Origin of the sequence: Dechloromonas sp. CZR5, from assembly GCF_008711155.1 — a bacterium.
GTDB lineage: Bacteria > Pseudomonadota > Gammaproteobacteria > Burkholderiales > Rhodocyclaceae > Azonexus.
On record NZ_VUYQ01000010.1, the window covers coordinates 1 to 18,226 of the forward strand.

The 18,226-nt window shown below is 62.3% G+C and carries 11 protein-coding genes and 1 pseudogene; 3 read left to right on the forward strand and 9 right to left on the reverse strand.

Annotated features, from left to right (window positions below; translation table 11 throughout):
* Both F1002_RS18610 and F1002_RS18615 read right to left on the reverse strand, forming a co-directional pair.
* Positions 1-78 (reverse strand): annotated as a pseudogene (locus F1002_RS18610) (electron transfer flavoprotein subunit beta/FixA family protein); the annotation flags it as partial.
* A 70-nt stretch (positions 79-148) separates the two neighbouring features.
* A complete protein-coding gene (locus F1002_RS18615) occupies positions 149-1,786 on the reverse strand; it encodes an acyl-CoA synthetase (RefSeq protein ID WP_150430551.1) in 1,638 nt (545 codons plus the stop codon).
* A 201-nt stretch (positions 1,787-1,987) separates the two neighbouring features.
* Here F1002_RS18615 and F1002_RS18620 point away from each other — a divergent pair, with 201 nt between their 5' ends.
* The 3 genes from F1002_RS18620 (at position 1,988) to F1002_RS18630 (ending at position 8,541) form a co-directional block, all read left to right on the forward strand.
* On the forward strand, positions 1,988-4,009 hold the full coding sequence (locus F1002_RS18620) for a PAS-domain containing protein (RefSeq protein ID WP_150430552.1): 2,022 nt from the start codon (positions 1,988-1,990) through the stop codon (positions 4,007-4,009).
* On the forward strand, positions 4,006-4,725 hold the full coding sequence (locus F1002_RS18625; protein ID WP_150430553.1) for a response regulator transcription factor: 720 nt from the start codon (positions 4,006-4,008) through the stop codon (positions 4,723-4,725). The genes F1002_RS18620 and F1002_RS18625 overlap by 4 nt, the downstream gene beginning before the upstream one ends.
* Positions 4,726-4,896: 171 nt before the next feature.
* Positions 4,897-8,541 (forward strand): response regulator, encoded by a 3,645-nt coding sequence (locus tag F1002_RS18630; protein ID WP_150430554.1) that lies wholly within the window; start codon positions 4,897-4,899, stop codon positions 8,539-8,541.
* 61 nt (positions 8,542-8,602) lie between these two features.
* Here F1002_RS18630 and fusA read toward each other — a convergent pair whose 3' ends face one another.
* The 7 genes from fusA to F1002_RS18665 form a co-directional block, all read right to left on the reverse strand.
* Positions 8,603-10,654, reverse strand: coding sequence for an elongation factor G (gene fusA / locus F1002_RS18635; protein ID WP_150430555.1), 2,052 nt, complete (start codon positions 10,652-10,654; stop codon positions 8,603-8,605).
* Positions 10,655-10,678: 24 nt separating this feature from the next.
* A complete protein-coding gene (locus F1002_RS18640; protein ID WP_150430556.1) occupies positions 10,679-11,002 on the reverse strand; it encodes a hypothetical protein in 324 nt (107 codons plus the stop codon).
* Complete coding sequence (glmU, locus tag F1002_RS18645) at positions 11,002-12,360, reverse strand: bifunctional UDP-N-acetylglucosamine diphosphorylase/glucosamine-1-phosphate N-acetyltransferase GlmU (protein ID WP_150430557.1); 1,359 nt, start codon at positions 12,358-12,360, stop codon at positions 11,002-11,004. Before glmU ends, F1002_RS18640 begins: the two co-directional genes overlap by 1 nt.
* Before the next feature lie 39 nt (positions 12,361-12,399).
* Complete coding sequence (locus F1002_RS18650; protein ID WP_150430558.1) at positions 12,400-13,143, reverse strand: YEATS-associated helix-containing protein; 744 nt, start codon at positions 13,141-13,143, stop codon at positions 12,400-12,402.
* A 69-nt stretch (positions 13,144-13,212) separates the two neighbouring features.
* The gene (locus F1002_RS18655; protein WP_150430559.1) at positions 13,213-14,745 is read right to left on the reverse strand and encodes a SpoVR family protein; all 1,533 of its coding nucleotides are present in this window, start codon (positions 14,743-14,745) and stop codon (positions 13,213-13,215) included.
* Complete coding sequence (locus tag F1002_RS18660; protein ID WP_150430560.1) at positions 14,742-16,013, reverse strand: YeaH/YhbH family protein; 1,272 nt, start codon at positions 16,011-16,013, stop codon at positions 14,742-14,744. The genes F1002_RS18655 and F1002_RS18660 overlap by 4 nt, the downstream gene beginning before the upstream one ends.
* 70 nt (positions 16,014-16,083) lie before the next feature.
* Entirely contained in the window at positions 16,084-18,006 is a 1,923-nt protein-coding gene (locus F1002_RS18665) for a PrkA family serine protein kinase (RefSeq protein ID WP_150430561.1), read from the reverse strand.
* Positions 18,007-18,226 lie beyond the last annotated feature (220 nt).

An 18,226-nucleotide genomic window follows, 5' to 3' on the forward strand; every position in this document is an offset into this window, starting at 1 on the left:
AACACCCGACCCGTCCGCCTTCACCCGAACCTTCACGTTGTAGTCAATAACCCGTTTCACGGGAACCAGAATCTTCATGTGTAGCTCCTCCCAGCGAGGGGAAAAAGGATCCCTGCCGGCCTATCGCACGGCAGGGAAAACGCAAGGATCACTCGATGGCCAGCGCCGAGTTGGCGTGCTGACGCAATACGTACTTCTGGATCTTGCCGGTCGAGGTCTTGGGCAATTCGCCGAAGACGACCTGCTTGGGCACCTTGAAGCGGGCCAGATGGGCGCGGCAGTGCTCGATGATCTCGGCCTCGGTACAGGTGGCATCGACCTTCAGTTCGATGAAGGCGGCCGGTACCTCGCCCCACTTCTCGTCGGGCTTGGCGACGACGGCAGCCGCGATGACGGCCGGGTGGCGATAGAGCACGTCCTCGACTTCGAGCGACGAGATGTTCTCGCCGCCGGAGATGATGACGTCCTTGGAGCGGTCCTTGATCTTGACGTAGCCGTCGCTATGGACGACCGCCAGGTCGCCGGTATGGAACCAGCCGCCGGCGAAGGACTCCTCGGTAGCCTTCTCGTTCTTCAGGTAACCCTTCATGACCAGGTTGCCGCGGAACATGATCTCGCCCATCGTCTCGCCATCCCAGGGCACCGGCTCCATGCTCACCGGGTCAAGCACCGTGATCGCTTCCTGCATGTGGTAGCGCACGCCCTGGCGGCCGTTGCGGGCGGCCTGCAGGTCGATGGGCAGCTTGTCCCACTCCGGCTGCTTGGCGCAGACAGACGCCGGACCATAGGTTTCGGTCAGGCCATAGACGTGGGTGATATTGAAGCCCATGCGCTGGGCACCTTCGATGATGGCGGCCGGCGGCGCAGCACCGGCGATCAGGCCGTTAACCGTATGCTCGATACCGGCACGCAGCGTTTCCGGGGCGTTGATCATCATGCCGTACACGATCGGCGCGCCGCACATGTGGCTGACCTTGTGCTCCTTGATCAGGCCGAAGATCAGGGCCGGATCGACCTTGCGCAGACAGACGCTGGTGCCGGCGTTGGCGGCCAGGGTCCAGGGGAAGCACCAGCCGTTGCAGTGGAACATCGGCAGGGTCCACAGATAGACCGAGTGCGGCGGCATGCCCCAGGAAATGATGTTCGAGGCCGAGTTCAGGTAGGCACCGCGATGGTGATAGACGACGCCCTTCGGATTGCCGGTCGTCCCCGAGGTGTAGTTCAGGGCGATGGCGTCCCACTCGTCTTCGGGCAGTTGCCAGGCGAAGTCCGGCGAACCTTCGTTAATGAAGGCCTCGTAGTCCTTCTCGCCGAGCTTTTCGCCGTCGGTGAAATCCGGGTCCAGACTGTCGATGACCAGCGGCTTCGGCCCTTCGAGCAATGCCAGCGCGGCCTTGACGACCTTGGAGAATTCGAGATCGGTGATCAGCACCTTGGCTTCGCCGTGGGCCAGCATGAAGGCGATCGCCTCGGCATCGAGACGGGTATTCAGGGTATTGAGCACGGCACCGACCATCGGCACGCCAAAGTGGCATTCGAACATGGCGGCGGTGTTGGGCAGCATCACGGCGACGGTATCGCCCTTGCCGATGCCACGCCCCTGCAGGGCAGAAGCCAGCTGACGGGCACGCTCGTAACTTTCCTTCCAGGTGTAGTGACGGGCGCCCTGGATGACGGAAACGCGCTTGGGATAGATGAAAGCCGACCGTTCGATGAACGTCAGCGGAGACAGCGGAACATAGTTGGCCGGATTCCGGTCCAGCCCTACGGTGTACGGGTTAACCACGGTTTTCTCCTCACGTATTCTTGCCGAGTGTGCTGTTCTCGTGATGCAAGTTATTGCCGATTCAGGCTTTTTTGCGTGCTTGCCCGTAACCGCTTTTATTGTTTGAGGAGAATCGCAGAACACTCTTGCGCAACTATTGGCAGAATGTAACGAATCGTTACGTCACAAAATCCTTCCGTTTGCGTGCACTAGAATCGCCCGATGCTGCCCGAAGCCCCCACAGCCCCCTCTCCTCTGCGCTACGACATGTTGCAGGCCGGGCTCGACCTGCTCGACCAGGGAATCACCGTCTTTGACGGCGATTTGCGGCTGGTGGCGTGGAATCGCACTTTCCTGCAGCTGCTCGAATTTCCCGATGCCCTCGCCTACGTTGGCGCGCCATTCGAGAGCTTCATCCGTCACAACGCCGAACGCGGCGAATACGGACCGGGTGACCGTGAATCCCAGATCGCCGAACGCGTGGCCGCAGCCCGCAATTTCTCGCAGCATGTCACCGAAAGACAACGCCCCAACGGCCGTGTCCTGCTGCTGCGCGGCGAGCCGCTGCCCAACCGCGGCTTCGTCACGTTGTACAGCGATGTCACCGAGCAGCGCTACATCGAGCACCTGACCGAGCACCAGAACATCCAGCTCGACGAACGGGTGCGCCGGCGCACCGCCCAGCTGGAGAACGCCAACGCCAACCTGCGCCGCGCCAACGAGGAAAACGAGCGCATCGCCGCAGCGCTCGGACGCAGCGAGGCCCGCCTGCGCCTGATCAACGACACCATTCCCATCCTCATCGGCTACGTCGACAAGCACGAGGTCTACCAGTACGCCAACAAGGGCTACTCCGACTGGTACGGGCATCCGGAAGGCGGGGTGACCGGGCGTGCGGTTCTCGATGTGATCGGCCCCGGCGTCTATGGGCAGGTGCGCGACTCGGTACGCAAGGCGCTGTCCGGCCAGCAGGTCACCTACGAGTATCAGATGCAGCGCAAGAGCCAGACGGTCTTCGCGCAAAGTACGCTGGTTCCGGAAACCACGGCCGAAGGCGAAACTCTCGGCTTCTTCGTCTTTTCGCACGAGATCACCGAGCAGAAGCGCATGCAGGCGGCACTGGTTCAGGCCCAGAAAATGGAAGCCATCGGCCAGTTGACCGGCGGCCTGGCCCACGATTTCAACAACCTGCTCACCGTCATCATCGGCAACCTGGCCGCCTTGCAGGATCACCGGCCCGACGATGCCGCGGTCAACGAATTCGTCGACCCGGCGCTGCAATCGGCGCGCCGCGGCGTGCAGCTGATCAAGCGCCTGCTCACCTTCTCGCGCCAGCAGCCGCTGGAGCCGCAGGCCGTGGATATCGGCCAGCTGATCGGCAGCCTGGCCAAGCTCGTCCGACGCACCTTGCCCGAATCGATTGCCGTGTCGACCGACCTGAGCGGGGCCAGCGTGCATGCCTTGGCCGACCCGGGACAGCTGGAAAGCGCCTTGATCAACTTTGCGCTGAATTCGCGCGATGCCATGCCGGACGGCGGACGGCTGCATATCGCCGCCCGCGCCGTCGAGCTGTCGACCGACGCCTCGTCATTCGAGCTCCCCCCCGGCCGCTATGCGCTGATCGAGGTTGCCGACAACGGCACCGGCATGGATGCCGCCACCCTGGGCCGCGCCTGCGAACCCTTCTTCACCACCAAGCGCCTCGGCTTGGGCAGCGGACTCGGACTGGCCATGGCCTACGGTTTCGCCAAGCAGTCCGGTGGCGGCATTTCGATTCAGAGCCAGCCTGATCAGGGGACGACGGTACTGCTCGCCCTGCCGCTGACCACGCCGGAAAGCGATTTCGACCCGGTCGGCGACGAAGCCGCCCTGCCGCACGGCGGCGAATTGGTCCTGCTCGTCGAAGACGAACCCAACGTCCGCCGCGTCGTCCGCCAGCAACTGATCGACCTGGGCTATCCAGTGATCGAGGCTGAGGATGGCACACAGGCGCTGGACATGATCGACCAGATCATCGACATCGCCATCGTCGTCAGCGACGTCATCATGCCCGGCGGCATCAATGGACGGCAATTGGCCGAGGCCGTGCTGGACCGGCGGCCGGACATGCGCATCGTGCTGATGAGCGGCTATACCGACGAACCCGGAACCGCCCCCGCCAGCGATCTGCCTGTCCTGGCCAAGCCCTTCGTACGCCAGGACCTGGCCCGTGCATTGTTGCGCACCCAACGGGAGACGCCATGAAAGAGACCGATTCCGCCAAACTGATTGCCATCGTCGAGGACGACCCGGATGTCGCCAAGATCATCGAGCAAGTGCTGCGCGACTTCGGCTTTCGTACCGTCTGGTGCCGCAGCGCCGGCGACCTGCTGCGCCGCCTGCGCAGCCTCGCCCCCGATCTGTGCATCATCGATCTCGGCCTGCCCGACATGGACGGCATCGAGGCCATGCAACGGGTCAAGGCGCAATCCCCTTGCGGCATCCTGATTCTCACCGGGCGCGCCCATGTCAGCGACCGCGTCATGGGCCTCGAACTCGGTGCCGACGACTACGTGCTCAAGCCCTTTGAACCGCGCGAACTGGTCGCCCGCGTGCGCAGCATCGTCCGCCGCCGCGAAGGCAGCGAAACGAGCACCCGCCAGATTGCCGAATTCGGTGGCTGGCGTTTCAATCTCGGCAACAACCGGCTGACCGCCCCGAATGGCGAGGAGCACGCGCTGAGCACGGCCGAGTCCGACCTGCTGAAGGTATTCGTCAACAATCCGAACCGTATCCTTCAGCGCGAGAAGCTGATGGGCAGCCGCGACCTCGCACCGACCGACCGCGCCATCGATGTGCGTATCTCCCGCCTGCGCCGCAAACTCGAACCCGACGCGCACAGTCCGGCCTTTATCAAGACCGTATATGGCGCCGGTTACCTTTTCCTCGCCGCAGTCGCCTGGTGCAACGACCAGGGCTGATCCGGCGGCGACATGCCGACGCCGACCGAGACGGACATGCAGCCGCACCGTACATTCGGCAAACATGCTAATATTTTTCTCACATTTCACGTCAATGCTCAAATCGGGCATTCGGCATTCTTTCCGGGTGCTCTTTCCGGCCTTTGGACAACGCAATAGCCAGACGACTCGATGCGAGATAACGGATCGCTGACAGGCCACGAAATCGAACTGCGCGACGCGCAGTTCCTCATTTCGCGGACAGACACCAGTGGACTGATCACCTTCGTCAATCAGGACTTCGCGGAGATCAACGGCTTCGGCGAAGACGAACTGATCGGTCAGCCACACGATATCGTCCGCCACCCCGACATGCCCGCCAAGGTTTTTGCCGACCTGTGGGCCGATATCAAGGCGGGGCGGCCGTGGATCGGTATGATCAGGAATCGTTGCAAGAACGGCGACGAATACTGGGTCGAGGCGCATGTCTCGCCGATTTGGGAAAACGAGACGCTCATCGGCTACATGTCCATGTGCCGCAAGGCAAGCCGTGCGCAGATTGCCTCGGCGGCGAGGATTTACGACGAACTCAAGCAAGGCAAGGCAACCGACCTCGTTTTTGAACACGGCATCGCCAGCCGCCGCCGGACCTGGTCATCGCTACGGCGGACGATTACCGGGGCTTCGCTCGGCAGCAAACTGATCCTCGCCTCGTTGGTCGCCGCCATTGCCGTCCTGAGCCTGTCGACTTATCTGCTGGCCACGCACTTGACCCGCGCCCTCGACGACAACGCCCGCCATCAGCTGGCCCATGGGGTCGGACTGCTGCGCGCGGCCGTCGCCTCCCGCCTCGAGGGCTCCCGTACCGAGGCATTCGAGTACGCAAGGCTGCTGAACGACCAGATCAACGACTCGCTGGGCGGACAGCACAAGGCGACCCGCGCCGGCCTCGAGGCCCTGCTGGCCGACAACGACGCCCACTCCGGCCAGCCGCTCGATACCTTCCTGCGCGAACTGCGCGGGCCGGGCAGCATTTTCTTGTTGACCGCCGAAGGTTTCCAGCGCCGGGTATCGACCGCCCGCGATGCACAGGGAAACACCCCCATCGGCAGCTATCTGACGGCCGATCACCCTGCCTACCACGATCTCATCACCGGTCGTCCCCACACCGGGCAGGTCATTTTCCTTGGACGCCAGTATCTCGCCACCTTCATGCCGCTCGTCGATGCAAACAAGCAGGTCATCGGCGCCACGGTCGTCGGCATCGACCTCGACGAACAGCTCCGCGCCCTGAACGATGAAGTACGCAACATGCAGGTGGGCGCCAGCGGCTATTACTACATCATCGACGCCACGCCCGGCGAACGTTTCGGGCAGTTGCTCCTGCATCCGCACAAGGAAGGCAAGAATCTCGCGGACTTCCGATCCGAGGACGGCATCGACATCGTCAGCGAGCTGACCCGGATGAAATCGGGCGAACTGTCCTACCGCTGGAAAAATGAGGAAGCGGGGGAAACCCAGGCACGCGAGAAGCTGGTCATTTTCCAGACCTTGGACAATCCGCGCTGGGTGATTGCCGGCGGGACGTCGGTGGAGGAATTCACTGCACTCACCGAGTGGGTCGTCTGGGTTGTCGTGGCCGGCGGCCTGGCCATGGTGGCGGCAATCTTCATCATCATCGTCCTGCTCATGCGCCGGCTGGTCCTGACGCCGTTGAACACCCAGATTCTGCCGACCATGCGTGCCATTGCATCAGGCCATTTCGACACGCCGCTCGACGTGCGGGGCAGCGACGAAATCGCCCAGTTGATCCAGGGTCTGGAATCGCTGCGCAACCGCCTGGCCTATGAACAGGACCGCGAACGGACGCTGGGGGAGCTGCGGGAGCAGGCACGCCGTGAGGCCGAGGAACTGGCCAAGGCTCGCGCCGATTTTCTGGCCAACATGAGCCATGAAATCCGGACGCCGCTCAATGGCGTGATCGGCCTGGCCTACCTTCTGATGCAAAGTCAGATGCCCCCGCGCGAGAAGGAATATGCGCGCCGCATCGAAGGTGCCGGAAAGCTTCTGCTCGGGGTAGTAAACGACATTCTCGACTTCTCCAAGATCGACGCTGGCGGCATACAACTGGAGGTCGCCGATTTCCGGCTCGACGACATCCTCGACAACGTGTCGAACCTGCTCCGTAATCGGGTTCAGGAGAAAAAACTGCTGCTCGAGTACGTCGTCGCCCCCGACGTACCGCAAAACCTGCGCGGCGACGCCCTGCGCCTGACCCAGATATTCATCAACCTGATCGGCAATGCCATCAAGTTCACCGCCAGCGGCAGCATCACCCTCAATGTGAGCTGCGCCCACCAGGTGGACGGTCGCGCCCAACTTTCTTTCCGTATCCAGGATACCGGCATCGGCATGACGCACGAGCAGATGGCCGGCCTGTTCCAGCCCTTTACCCAGGCCGACAGCTCAGTGACCCGAAAATTCGGCGGCACCGGACTGGGGCTGGTCATCACGAAGCGGCTCATCGAAATGATGGGCGGAAGCATCCAGGTCGACAGCACGCCAAGAGTTGGCTCGACCTTCTCATTCCATCTTTACCTCGAAGTCGGCCAGCCGGATCGCTTGCCTCAAGCACCGGCCAACTACCGCGTCCTCGTTGTGGACGATAACGCCCTGGCCCGCCAGGTGCTCGCCAAGCTCCTCGAAAAGCATGGCTGCTCGGTCGAAACGGACGACTCCGGCAGCGCCGCGCTGAACCGGCTGCGCCAGGACACGAATCGCTTCGATTGCATCATGATCGACCTCAACATGCCCGGGATCGACGGTCTGGCATTGGCCGGCATGATTCGCTCACGACTGGGTCGCCATACCCGCCTGGTGATGATCACGGCAGACAATCCGAATGCACCGGAATTGCACGACGCGCTGGGTGACTTCGACGAGGTGATTGAAAAACCCGTCACCTATGCCCGCCTGGCCGGCATTTTCGACCGCCTACGCGGCGAGCCGCCTGTGCAGGCGCTTCCCGGCCCACCGGCTGCCGCTCCCCTGGCCGGTGCGAGGATTCTCGTCGCCGAGGACGTCCCGACCAATCAGATGATCATGCGCGACCTGCTCGAATCCCTCGGCGTAACGGTATCGCTGGCCAACAACGGGCGCCTGGCCATCGAAATGCTGAACGCTGCCGCATCGGCATTCGACCTGATCCTGATGGATATCCAGATGCCGGAAATGGATGGCCTGGAGGCAACCCGGCTGATCCGCAAAGGCAGCGTCCGCCCCGACATTCCGATCATCGCGCTGACTGCGCACGCGCTGGAACACGAACGCCAGAAGGCGATCGATGCGGGGATGAACGATTTCCTGACCAAACCGATCGACCCATGCCAGTTGATCCGGATCATCCAGCGTTTTCCCCATGCCGAACCGGCTCCTCTCCCCCCCGAGGCCTACCCCGCAACAACGCCCCCCTCGCCCGACACGCCCCCCTTTCCGGAAATCGCCGGTATCGATACCGGCGATGGTCTGCGGCGCATGATGCACAAGCCGGTGCTTTACGAACGCGTGCTCCGCGACTTCAGGAAACGCTTTACCGGCGAGCCGGGACGCATCCGTGACGCGCTGGCCGCAGGCGACCATGCCACGGCCACCCGCCTGGCCCACAGCCTGAAGGGTACCGGCGGCACCATCGGCGCCATCCGGCTTGCCTCGCTGGCCAAGAATCTGGAGGAAGCCATGAAGGAATCGCGGCCAGCGCAAGACGAAATCCTCGCGGCCTTCGAAGACGAACTCGAACACGTACTCGCCAGTATCGAAGCGGCTTTTCCCTCAACCTGAACCTGTTTCGCCCTAAAAGAAAAAGGCCGGAAATCCGGCCTTTTTTCCAAACAGGACGCGCTTACTCGTCTTCGTCGTGCAGCTGGAACTTGCTCGCCATGTGCTGCTGCACATTCGGCGGCACGGCCGAATAGCGGGCAAATTCGATGGTGTAACTACCCTGCCCTCCGGTCAGCGACTTCAACCGCGACTGGTAGTCGTTCAGCTCGGCCAGAGGCACTTCGCCGGAAATCGCCGCCATGCCATGGCCACGGCCGTCGGTGCCGGTAATATGGCCGCGACGACTGGACAGATCGCCGGTTAAATCGCCGATGGAACCTTCCGGAACGACGATCTCGATGGCGACGATCGGCTCGAGGACGATGGGCCTGGCGTTACGGACGGCTTCGATCACCGCCTTGCGGGCCGCAATGGTAAAAGCCACTTCCTTGCCATCGACGGCATGCGTCTTGCCATCGAACACCGTGACCCGGACGTCCTCGACCTCGTAGCCGGCCACGACACCGCCCTCCAGTCCCTGGCGCACACCCTTCTCCACCGCCGCCATGAAGACCCCTGGGATAACGCCGCCCTTGACCGCATCGACGAACTCGAAGCCTTCGCCGCGCCCCTGTGGCTCGATGCGCAGATGCACCTCGCCGAACTGCCCGGCGCCACCCGACTGCTTCTTGTGGCGATACATGGCTTCGGCCTGGCCGGTGATGGTTTCGCGATAGGGAATGCGCGGCGGCTGGGTGTCGACCTCCAGTTTGAACTGGCTGGCCATCTTGGCCAGCTTGGCCTTCAGGTGAATTTCGCCGAGACCGCGAATAACCGTTTCGTTGCTGCTCGGGTGCCGCTCGACGACGAAAGTCGGGTCTTCCATGGACAGCTTGCCGAGGATGTCGAACAGACGCTGTTCATCGCCTTTCTTCTTCGTCTCCACCGCGAGGCCGGCCATCGGTTTCGGAAACTCGAGCGGCATCAGGTGAATATGGTCTTCGTCATGCGAGTCGTGCAGCACGCAGTCGAATTCGATCTCGTCGACCTTGGCAATGGCGCCGATATCGCCCGGCAGCAGTTCATCCACCTCGACGGTATCCTTCCCTTGCAGCTGGTACAGGTGGCCGACCTTGATCGGACGCTTGCCATCGCCGACGAAGAGCTGCATATCCTTCTTCACCGTACCCTGATGCACCCGGAAGATACCGATCTTGCCCATGTACGGGTCGGCGACCACCTTGAAGACGTGGGCCAGCACGTGCCGGCAGGCATCCGGCACGGCCTGGAAGGCTTCCGTCGCCCCCCCCGGCTCGCCCTTGTAGAACGGCGGCGGGTTGCCTTCGGCCGGATTCGGTGCCAGCGAAGCCAGCACGTGCAGCAATTCCTTGATGCCGGCCCCGGTCCTGGCCGAGGTGAACAGAATGGGAATCAGGTGGCCTTCGCGCAGCGCTTTCTCGAACGGCGCATGCAGTGCAGCGGCACTCGGGTCTGCGCCATCCTCGAGGTATTGGGCGAGCAGGTCTTCGTCTTCCTCGACGATCTGGTCGATCAGTGCGCGATGCGCGGCGGCGACCGATTCGAAATCGGCATCCCCGGCATCGTGCTCAAGTACTTCGACGACATCGGCGCCGCCGTGCGCCGGCAGGTCGAGCACCATGCATTGCTTGCCGAAACGCTCGCGGATATCGGCGACCAGACCCGGCAGATCGAGATTGTCGGCATCGATCTTGTTGACGACGATCATCCGGCACAGCTTGCGTTCGGCGGCATGGCGCATCATGCGTTCGGTCATCAGCTCGACGCCGGTCTGGGCGTTAACCACGATCAGGGCGGTATCGACCCCGGCCAGCGCGGCAATGGCCTGCCCGGCAAAATCCGGATAACCCGGGGTGTCGATCAGGTGGACATGCGTGTCTTCATAGCCGAAATTGACCACGGCCGAGTTCAGGGAGTGACCGGCTTCCTTTTCCTGGGGATCGGAATCGCCCACGGTATTGCCCTTGTCGATGCTCCCCTTGGCGGCAATCGCGCCGGTCGCGAACAACAGGGCTTCGGCCAGGCTGGTCTTGCCGGCTGCGCCATGACCGACCAACGCGATAGAACGAAGGGCCTCGCTTGCGTATCTGGACATCTTGTTCTCCCTGAACAAATTAAATCAGCGGTTTTTGGCAGCCTCGACGGCCTCGGCCACCAGTTTTTCTGCGAAATACGGTCCCAAACCCAGAATCAGGGCGGTTGCCACGGCAACCAGCGCCACGCCGACGATCAACTGGATGGTCTGGCGACGAAACTCCGCTCCCCGGCTCAGCGCGAACCACACCGGGCCGATCACGGGCAGCAGCAACACCGGCAGGCCGGTTTTCAAACCGAAACTGAAGGCGGCCGGCACGGTACCGATATAGCCGACCAGCAGCAGCACGCCACCCGCCGCCAGCGACAGGGTCGACGCGACGGCAAAAGCCACGAATCCCCAATCCATTATTTTTTCACCTTCTGCGGACGCACCCACCCCGGCAGCGTCAGTTGCTTGGCGCGCGACACCGTCAACGCATCGGGCGGAGCATCCTTGGTCAGCGTCGTCCCGGCGCCCAGCGTGGCACCACGGCCGACGCGCACCGGCGCCACCAGCTGGGTATCGGAGCCGATGAACACATCGTCCTCGATGACGGTCAGGTGCTTGTTGGCGCCGTCGTAGTTGCAGGTGATGGTGCCGGCACCGACATTGACGCGTTCGCCGATCTCGGCGTCGCCGATGTAGGCCAGGTGGTTGGCCTTCGACTGCGCGGCGATCCTGCTCTTCTTGACCTCGACGAAGTTGCCGATGTGCACCTCGGGGCCGAGTTCGGTCCCCGGACGCAGCCGGGCGTAGGGGCCGAGCACACCGTCCGGGCCGATCACCGCATCCTCGAAATGGCAGAAGGCCGCAATACGGGTTCCCGCACCGACCTTGACGTTTTTCAGCACGCAGTAAGGGCCGACTTCGACGGCATCGGCCAGCTCGACCTTGCCCTCGAAGACGCAACCGACGTCGATGGCGACATCACGCCCGTGCGTCAGTTGCCCGCGGATATCGATGCGCGCCGGGTCGGCCAGACGCACGCCGGCGACCAGCAACTGGTCGGCCAGATTGCGCTGGTGCTGACGTTCCAGTTCGGCCAGCTGCACCTTGCTATTCACGCCCAGCACTTCCCATTCGCCTTCCGGCTGCGCTGTGCGCACCGGCAGACCCTCGGCCACGGCCAACGCGACGATGTCGGTCAGGTAGTACTCACCCTGCGCGTTGTCGTTCTTGAGTTTCCCCAGCCAGTCGGCCAAGCGGGCCGTCGGGATGGTCATGATGCCGGTATTGACCTCGCGGATCGCCTTTTGCTCCGGCGTGGCGTCCTTTTCCTCGACGATGCTGACCATGCGGCCTGCCGCGTCACGCACGATGCGGCCGTAGCCGGTCGGGTTGGCAAGATCGACGGTGAGTACCGACAGCCCGTCCTTGCCGGCCTGCAGCAAGCGTTTCAGCGTCGCCACGGTAGTCAGCGGGACGTCGCCGTAGAGAACCAGGGTCTGCGCGGCGCTCCCCAGTTCCGGGATGGCCTGCGCCACGGCATGGCCGGTGCCCAGTTGCTGCGCCTGCTCAGCCCAGGCCAGGTCGTCGGCAGCCAGCGTGGCACGGACGACGTCACCGCCGTGGCCATAGACGACGATCAGTTTTTCCGGCGCCAGTTGGCGGGCGGTGTCGATGACATGCTGCGCCAGCGCCTTGCCGGCAATCGGGTGCAACACCTTGGGGAGATTGGAATGCATGCGCTTGCCTTGGCCGGCAGCGAGGATGACGATGTTCATGATTGGCTTCAGGTTAAGGGCCGGCTGGTGCCGGCAGATTCATGCGATCTTTTTCTGTTCCTGCCCGCCGATGATGTCGGCCAGCACGGCCTTGCCGCGTGTCGATACCACCCAGTGCAGGACATTCTTTTCGTTGATCCGGGTTTCGATGACGCCCAGCGTCTTCATGACGGTCAGCCGCTGACTGACCAGTTCGCGGGCCAGCCCGGTACTGTCGCAGATGGCCGCGAGATTGCCGTAGACGAAGCTTTCTTCGGACAGGGCGCGCAGGATTTCGACATCGTTGTACGAGAGCACCTCGCGCGGGTCCGGTTCGCTGCTCTTGGCTACCTCGGCTTCCGGCTTGGCCGCTGCCGGCACCGGCATTACCGGCTCCTCGCGCTTCTGCTGCTTGAGATGCCCGACATCGCGACGAACCTGATCGATCTGCCCCATCAGGCGCTGCACCATGTTCTCGAACAGGCGGCGCGAGGCGACGACGTAGATGAGGCAGAAACCGGCAAAAACGTAGTAATCGATGGGCTTGGTGCGCGCCCCTTCGAGCAGGGTGCTGGAAATCATGTTGAGGAACATCGGCACCGTCAGGGCCGCCAGCACACCGAAAACCGGATATTTGACCCAGTCGCGCCGGGCGGGCTCGCCCTGGCGATCGGCCAGGAAGTAGTTGGCCACGCCGCCCAGCACGCCGGCCAGGACCATGACACCAAGAACGAGCAGCATGTGCCCATCAAGCGCTCCGTTCGGAGTCGTCACCTGCAAGGCAGGTTGCAGCTCAGCCGACATAAATCCCCCTTGTTATCCTGCGCCATTTTCACATGATTACGGCACACAGGGGAAGGCATCGGCATGACCTCAGGAGGTCCCGTCCGTCGACCGGCGGCGGTCATGCATGCGTTCGGCGAGCAGGCTCACTTCGCCCTTTTCGTCCTGCTGCTCCAGACGCACGGCAAAACCCCACAGATAAGCCAGGTGCTCGAGGACGCGCTCATAGTCGGGCGCCAGATCCCGGCGGCGGTGCTTGAAATGGCGCAGGGTCAGCGAACGGTCGCCGCGCAGGTCGACATTCCACACCTGGATGTCGGGGTCATGGCTACCCAGGTTGTACTGGTCGGACAGCTTGAGACGCAAGGCGCGGTAACCCGGATCGTCGTGAATGGCGCTGACCTCCAGCTTGTCCCGCTCATCATCGTCGAGCACGGCGAAAAAGCGGAACTGGCGCATCAGGCGGGGCGACAGGAACTGCGCGATGAAGCTCTCGTCCTTGAAATTACGCATGGCGAAATCGAAGGTCTCCCGCCAGTCTGAACCGGCGACCCCCGGGAACCAGGCACGGTCCTCGTCGTCCGGTGCCTCGCAGATGCGGCGCAGGTCCTGCCACATGGCGAAACCCAGGGCATAAGGATTGATGCCGGAATACCAGTTGCTGTTGTAGGGCGGCTGCATGACGACATTGGTATGCGACTGCAGAAATTCGAACATGAAGCCGTCGCCGACGCGCCCCTCGTCGTACAGGGTATTGAGCAGGGTATGGTGCCAGTAGGTCGCCCAGCCTTCGTTCATGACCTGCGTCTGGCGCTGCGGATAGAAATACTGGCCGATCTTGCGCACGATGCGGATGATCTCGCGCTGCCACGGTTCGAGCAGGGGAGCGTGCTTTTCGACGAAATAGAGCAGGTTTTCCTCCGGCTCGACCGGAAAACGCGCCTCCTCGCCGCTTTGCGCCGCCGCTTCATGCTTGGGCAGCGTGCGCCACAGTTCGTTCACCTGCGACTGCAGGTAGGCCTCGCGTTCCCGCTGGCGCTCCCTTTCCTTTTGCAGGGACAGTTGTGGCGAACGCTTGTAGCGGTCGACACCGAGGCTGGACACGGCATGGCAGGCGTCGATCAACTGTTCGACGGCATCGACGCCGTGGCGCTCCTCGCACTCGGCGATGTAATTCCGGGCGAAGACCAGGTAGTCGACGATGGCGTCGGCACTGGTCCACTGCTTGAACAAGTGGTTGCCCTTGAAGAAGGAGTTGTGGCCGTAGGCGGCATGGGCGATGACCAGGGCCTGCATGGCCATGGTGTTCTCTTCCATCAGATAGGCGATGCACGGGTCGGAGTTGATGACGATCTCGTAGGCCAGCCCCATCTGGCCACGCTTGTAGCGGTTCTCGGTTTCCAGGAAATGCTTGCCGAAAGACCAATGGTGGTAATAGACCGGCATGCCGATGGCGGCATAGGCGTCCATCATCTGCTCGGCGGTGATGATCTCCAGCTGGTGGCGGTAGCAGTCGAGGCCATATTCGCGGGCGACGCGGCCGATCTCGGCATCGGCACGGTCGAGTTCCTCGAAAGTCCAGTCCGACCCTTCGGCGATCTTCGGCTGACGTTTCCGGCTCATACCAGTTTCTTCCTGAATAATTCCCGGAAGACCGGGTAGATGTCGCTCGGCGCAACGATGCGTTGCTGGGCGAAAACGCCCGCATGGGCGGCGACCAGCTTTTCGTATTCGCGCCACAGGTTCTGCGGCTCCGCCTCGGTGATCTCGACGTAGGCGAAATACTGAACCACGGGCAGGATGGATTCGGAGAGCAGCTCACGGCAACCCGGCGAATCGGAATCCCAGTTGTCGCCGTCGGAAGCTTGGGCGCCGTAGATGTTCCACATCGTGCTCGAATAGCGCGCCTGGATGATCTCGAGCATCAGTTTCAGCGCCGACGAGACGATGGTGCCACCGGTCTCGCGCGAGTGGAAAAAGGTGTCCTCATCGACCTCCTCAGCGATGGTGTGATGGCGGATGAACACCACTTCGATGTGTTCGTAGTTCCGGTTGAGGAACAGGTAGAGCAGCATGAAGAAGCGCTTGGCCATCTGCTTGGTGGCCTCGTCCATTGAGCCGGAGACATCCATCAGGCAGAACATCACCGCCTGCGTCGAAGGCTGCGGGATGCGCACCCGGTTGGCGTAGCGCAGGTCGAAGGGATCGATGAACGGAATGGCTTCCTGCTTGGCGCGCAGAATCGCTATTTCGTGGCGCAGCCGGGCGATTTCGTCCGGATCGGGGTTGGCCTCGTCGAGCAGCGATTCGAGTTCGTTCTGCAGATCACGCAACCGGCGGCGGTACGGCCCGCCGATGGCCAGGCGCCGCCCGGCGGCACTCCGCATGGTTCGCACCAGATTGATGTTGGTCGGCACTCCGCTCTGGGTATAACCGGCCCGTACCCGCTTGTATTCGTCGATCCGCGCCAGCTGGCGCTTGACCAGATTGGGCAGGGCCAGTTCGTCGAAGAAGATGTCGAGAAACTCGTCCCGGGTCAGGGTGAAGACGAAATCATCCAGTCCGTCGCCTTCGTTGCTCGCCTGCCCCTTGCCTTGGCCGCCACCGCCTTCGGTCGGCCTGTCCATCTGGTCGCCCTGCGCGAAGCGATCGTTGCCGGGATGGACGGTCTCGCGCCGACCGCCCCGCCCATGGCGGAAATGCGGTTCGCCGATATCCTTGCCCGGGATGCCGATCTTCTCGCCGTTCTCGAGGTCGCGGATGCCCCGCTTGGCGATGGCATCCGCCACCGCCTTCCTGATCTGCCCCTTGAAGCGGCGAATGAAGCGGCCACGATTGATCGAACTCTTGTTCCTGCTGTCCTGCCGACGATCGATGATACGTACGGTCATGACGCCTCCCATTGTCCGCTGCCTGCTGGCTGGGGGCGCCCGCCAGGCAAGCGCCCCGCCACCTGACTGCTCAGCTGCTCTTTCTGACGCGCAGATACCACTCGCAGAGCAGACGCACCTGCTTTTCGGTATAGCCCTTGTCGCTCATGCGATCGACGAAGTCCTGATGCTTCTTCTGCTCGTCGGCACTGGCCTTGGTGTTGAAGGAGATGACCGGCAGCAAATCCTCGGTGTTCGAGAACATGCGCTTCTCGATCACCGCCCGCAGCTTCTCGTAACTGGTCCAGGCCGGGTTCTTGCCATCGTGCTTGGCCCGGGCGCGCAGCACGAAGTTGACCACCTCGTTGCGGAAGTCCTTGGGATTGCTGATGCCAGCCGGCTTCTCGATCTTTTCCAATTCATCGTTGAGGGCCGACCGGTCGAGCATTTCGCCGGTGTTCGGATCGCGGAACTCCTGGTCCTGAATCCAGAAGTCGGCATAGGTCACGTAGCGATCGAAGATGTTCTGGCCGTACTCGGAGTAGCTTTCCAGGTAGGCGGTCTGGATTTCCTTGCCGATAAACTCCGCGTATCTCGGGCTGAGGAACTCCTTCAGGAAGCGCAGGTAGCGCTCCTCGACCTCCGGCGCGAACTGCTCCTGCTCGACCTGCTGTTCCAGCACGTACATCAGGTGCACCGGGTTGGCGGCAATTTCGCGGTGATCGAAGTTGAACACCTTGGACAGTATCTTGAAGGCGAAACGGGTGGATAGCCCGGTCATGCCTTCGTCCACCCCGGCAAAGTCGCGATATTCCTGATAGCTCTTGGCCTTCGGATCGGTGTCCTTGAGGTTTTCGCCGTCATAGACGCGCATCTTGCTGAACAGGCTGGAGTTTTCCGGCTCCTTGAGGCGTGACAACACCGAGAACTGGGCCATCATGCGCAACGTGTCCGGCGCGCAGGGTGCCGCCGCCAGCGACGAATTGGCCAGCAATTTCTCGTAGATGTGCATTTCGTCGGTCACCCGCAGCGAGTACGGCACCTTGACGATGTAAATGCGGTCGAGGAAGGCCTCGTTATTGCGATTATTTTTGAAAGCCTGCCACTCGGCCTCGTTGGAGTGGGCGAGGATCAGGCCGTCGAAGGGAATCGCACCGAAGCCTTCGGTGCCCTTGTAGTTCTGCTCCTGCGTCGCGGTCAGCAACGGATGCAGGACCTTGATCGGCGCCTTGAACATTTCGACGAACTCAAGAATGCCGCGGTTGGCCAGGCACAGGCCGCCGGAGTAGGAGTAGGCATCCGGATCGTTCTGCGAGTAGGTTTCCAGCTTGCGGATATCGATCTTGCCGACCAGCGAGGAAATGTCCTGATTGTTCTCGTCGCCCGGTTCGGTCTTGGCCACGGCGATTTGCGACAGCACGGAGGGGCACAGGCGGACGACGCGGAAACGGGTGATATCACCGCCGAATTCCTGCAGGCGCTTGACCGCCCACGGACTCATGATGCCGCCCAGGTAGCGGCGGGGAATGCCGTAATCCTGCTCGAGGATCGGCCCATCCTCATCGATGTTGAACAGGGCGAGCGGCGACTCATGCACCGGCGAGCCCTTGATCGCATAGAAGGGGACTTTCTCGATCAGCGCCTTCAGCCGTTCGGCCAGCGAGGACTTGCCGCCGCCGACCGGGCCGAGCAGATAAAGAATCTGCTTCTTTTCTTCCAGCCCCTGTGCAGCATGGCGGAAGTAGGAGACGATGTGCTCGATCACCTCCTCCATGCCGTAGAACTCGCGGAAGGCCGGATAGAGCTTGAGCATCTTGTTGGCGAAGATGCGTGACAGGCGGGGATCCAGCCGGGTATCCACCAGCTCCGGCTCACCGATGGCCATCAACATGCGCTCGGCGACGCTGGCATAGGCACTCGGATCGTTGCGGCACAAATCCAGGTATTCCTGAATCGACAGCTCCTCTTCCTGCGCCGCTTCATAGCGACTCTGGTAACGCGTGAAGATCGACATGGCTACCTCCGCTGAATGGGTGGTCTGTACGGCTATCGGTGGTTCTATCTTCCCGTTCGAATCATGCCTGCGGCCAGAAAACCTTGGCCGCCAAGCAACAGGACGACATACCCGGCCCTGCTTTTGTTTTTCTATTCGACTGACTGCAGCCGGCCGAGTTCGCAAAATGACAGATTTTCCGACCAACGGCCAAAACAAAGGCCCTGCCGGCTTTCGCGCG

Coding starts and splice junctions, on each gene's coding strand:
- F1002_RS18640 (WP_150430556.1), bottom strand. CDS start 11,002: ATGGATTGGGGATTCGTGGCTTTTGCCGTCGCGTCGACCCTGTCGCTG.
- F1002_RS18650 (WP_150430558.1), bottom strand. CDS start 13,143: ATGTCGGCTGAGCTGCAACCTGCCTTGCAGGTGACGACTCCGAACGGA.
- F1002_RS18660 (WP_150430560.1), bottom strand. CDS start 16,013: ATGACCGTACGTATCATCGATCGTCGGCAGGACAGCAGGAACAAGAGT.
- F1002_RS18655 (WP_150430559.1), bottom strand. CDS start 14,745: ATGAGCCGGAAACGTCAGCCGAAGATCGCCGAAGGGTCGGACTGGACT.
- glmU (WP_150430557.1), bottom strand. CDS start 12,360: ATGAACATCGTCATCCTCGCTGCCGGCCAAGGCAAGCGCATGCATTCC.
- F1002_RS18630 (WP_150430554.1), top strand. CDS start 4,897: ATGCGAGATAACGGATCGCTGACAGGCCACGAAATCGAACTGCGCGAC.
- fusA (WP_150430555.1), bottom strand. CDS start 10,654: ATGTCCAGATACGCAAGCGAGGCCCTTCGTTCTATCGCGTTGGTCGGT.
- F1002_RS18665 (WP_150430561.1), bottom strand. CDS start 18,006: ATGTCGATCTTCACGCGTTACCAGAGTCGCTATGAAGCGGCGCAGGAA.
- F1002_RS18620 (WP_150430552.1), top strand. CDS start 1,988: ATGCTGCCCGAAGCCCCCACAGCCCCCTCTCCTCTGCGCTACGACATG.
- F1002_RS18625 (WP_150430553.1), top strand. CDS start 4,006: ATGAAAGAGACCGATTCCGCCAAACTGATTGCCATCGTCGAGGACGAC.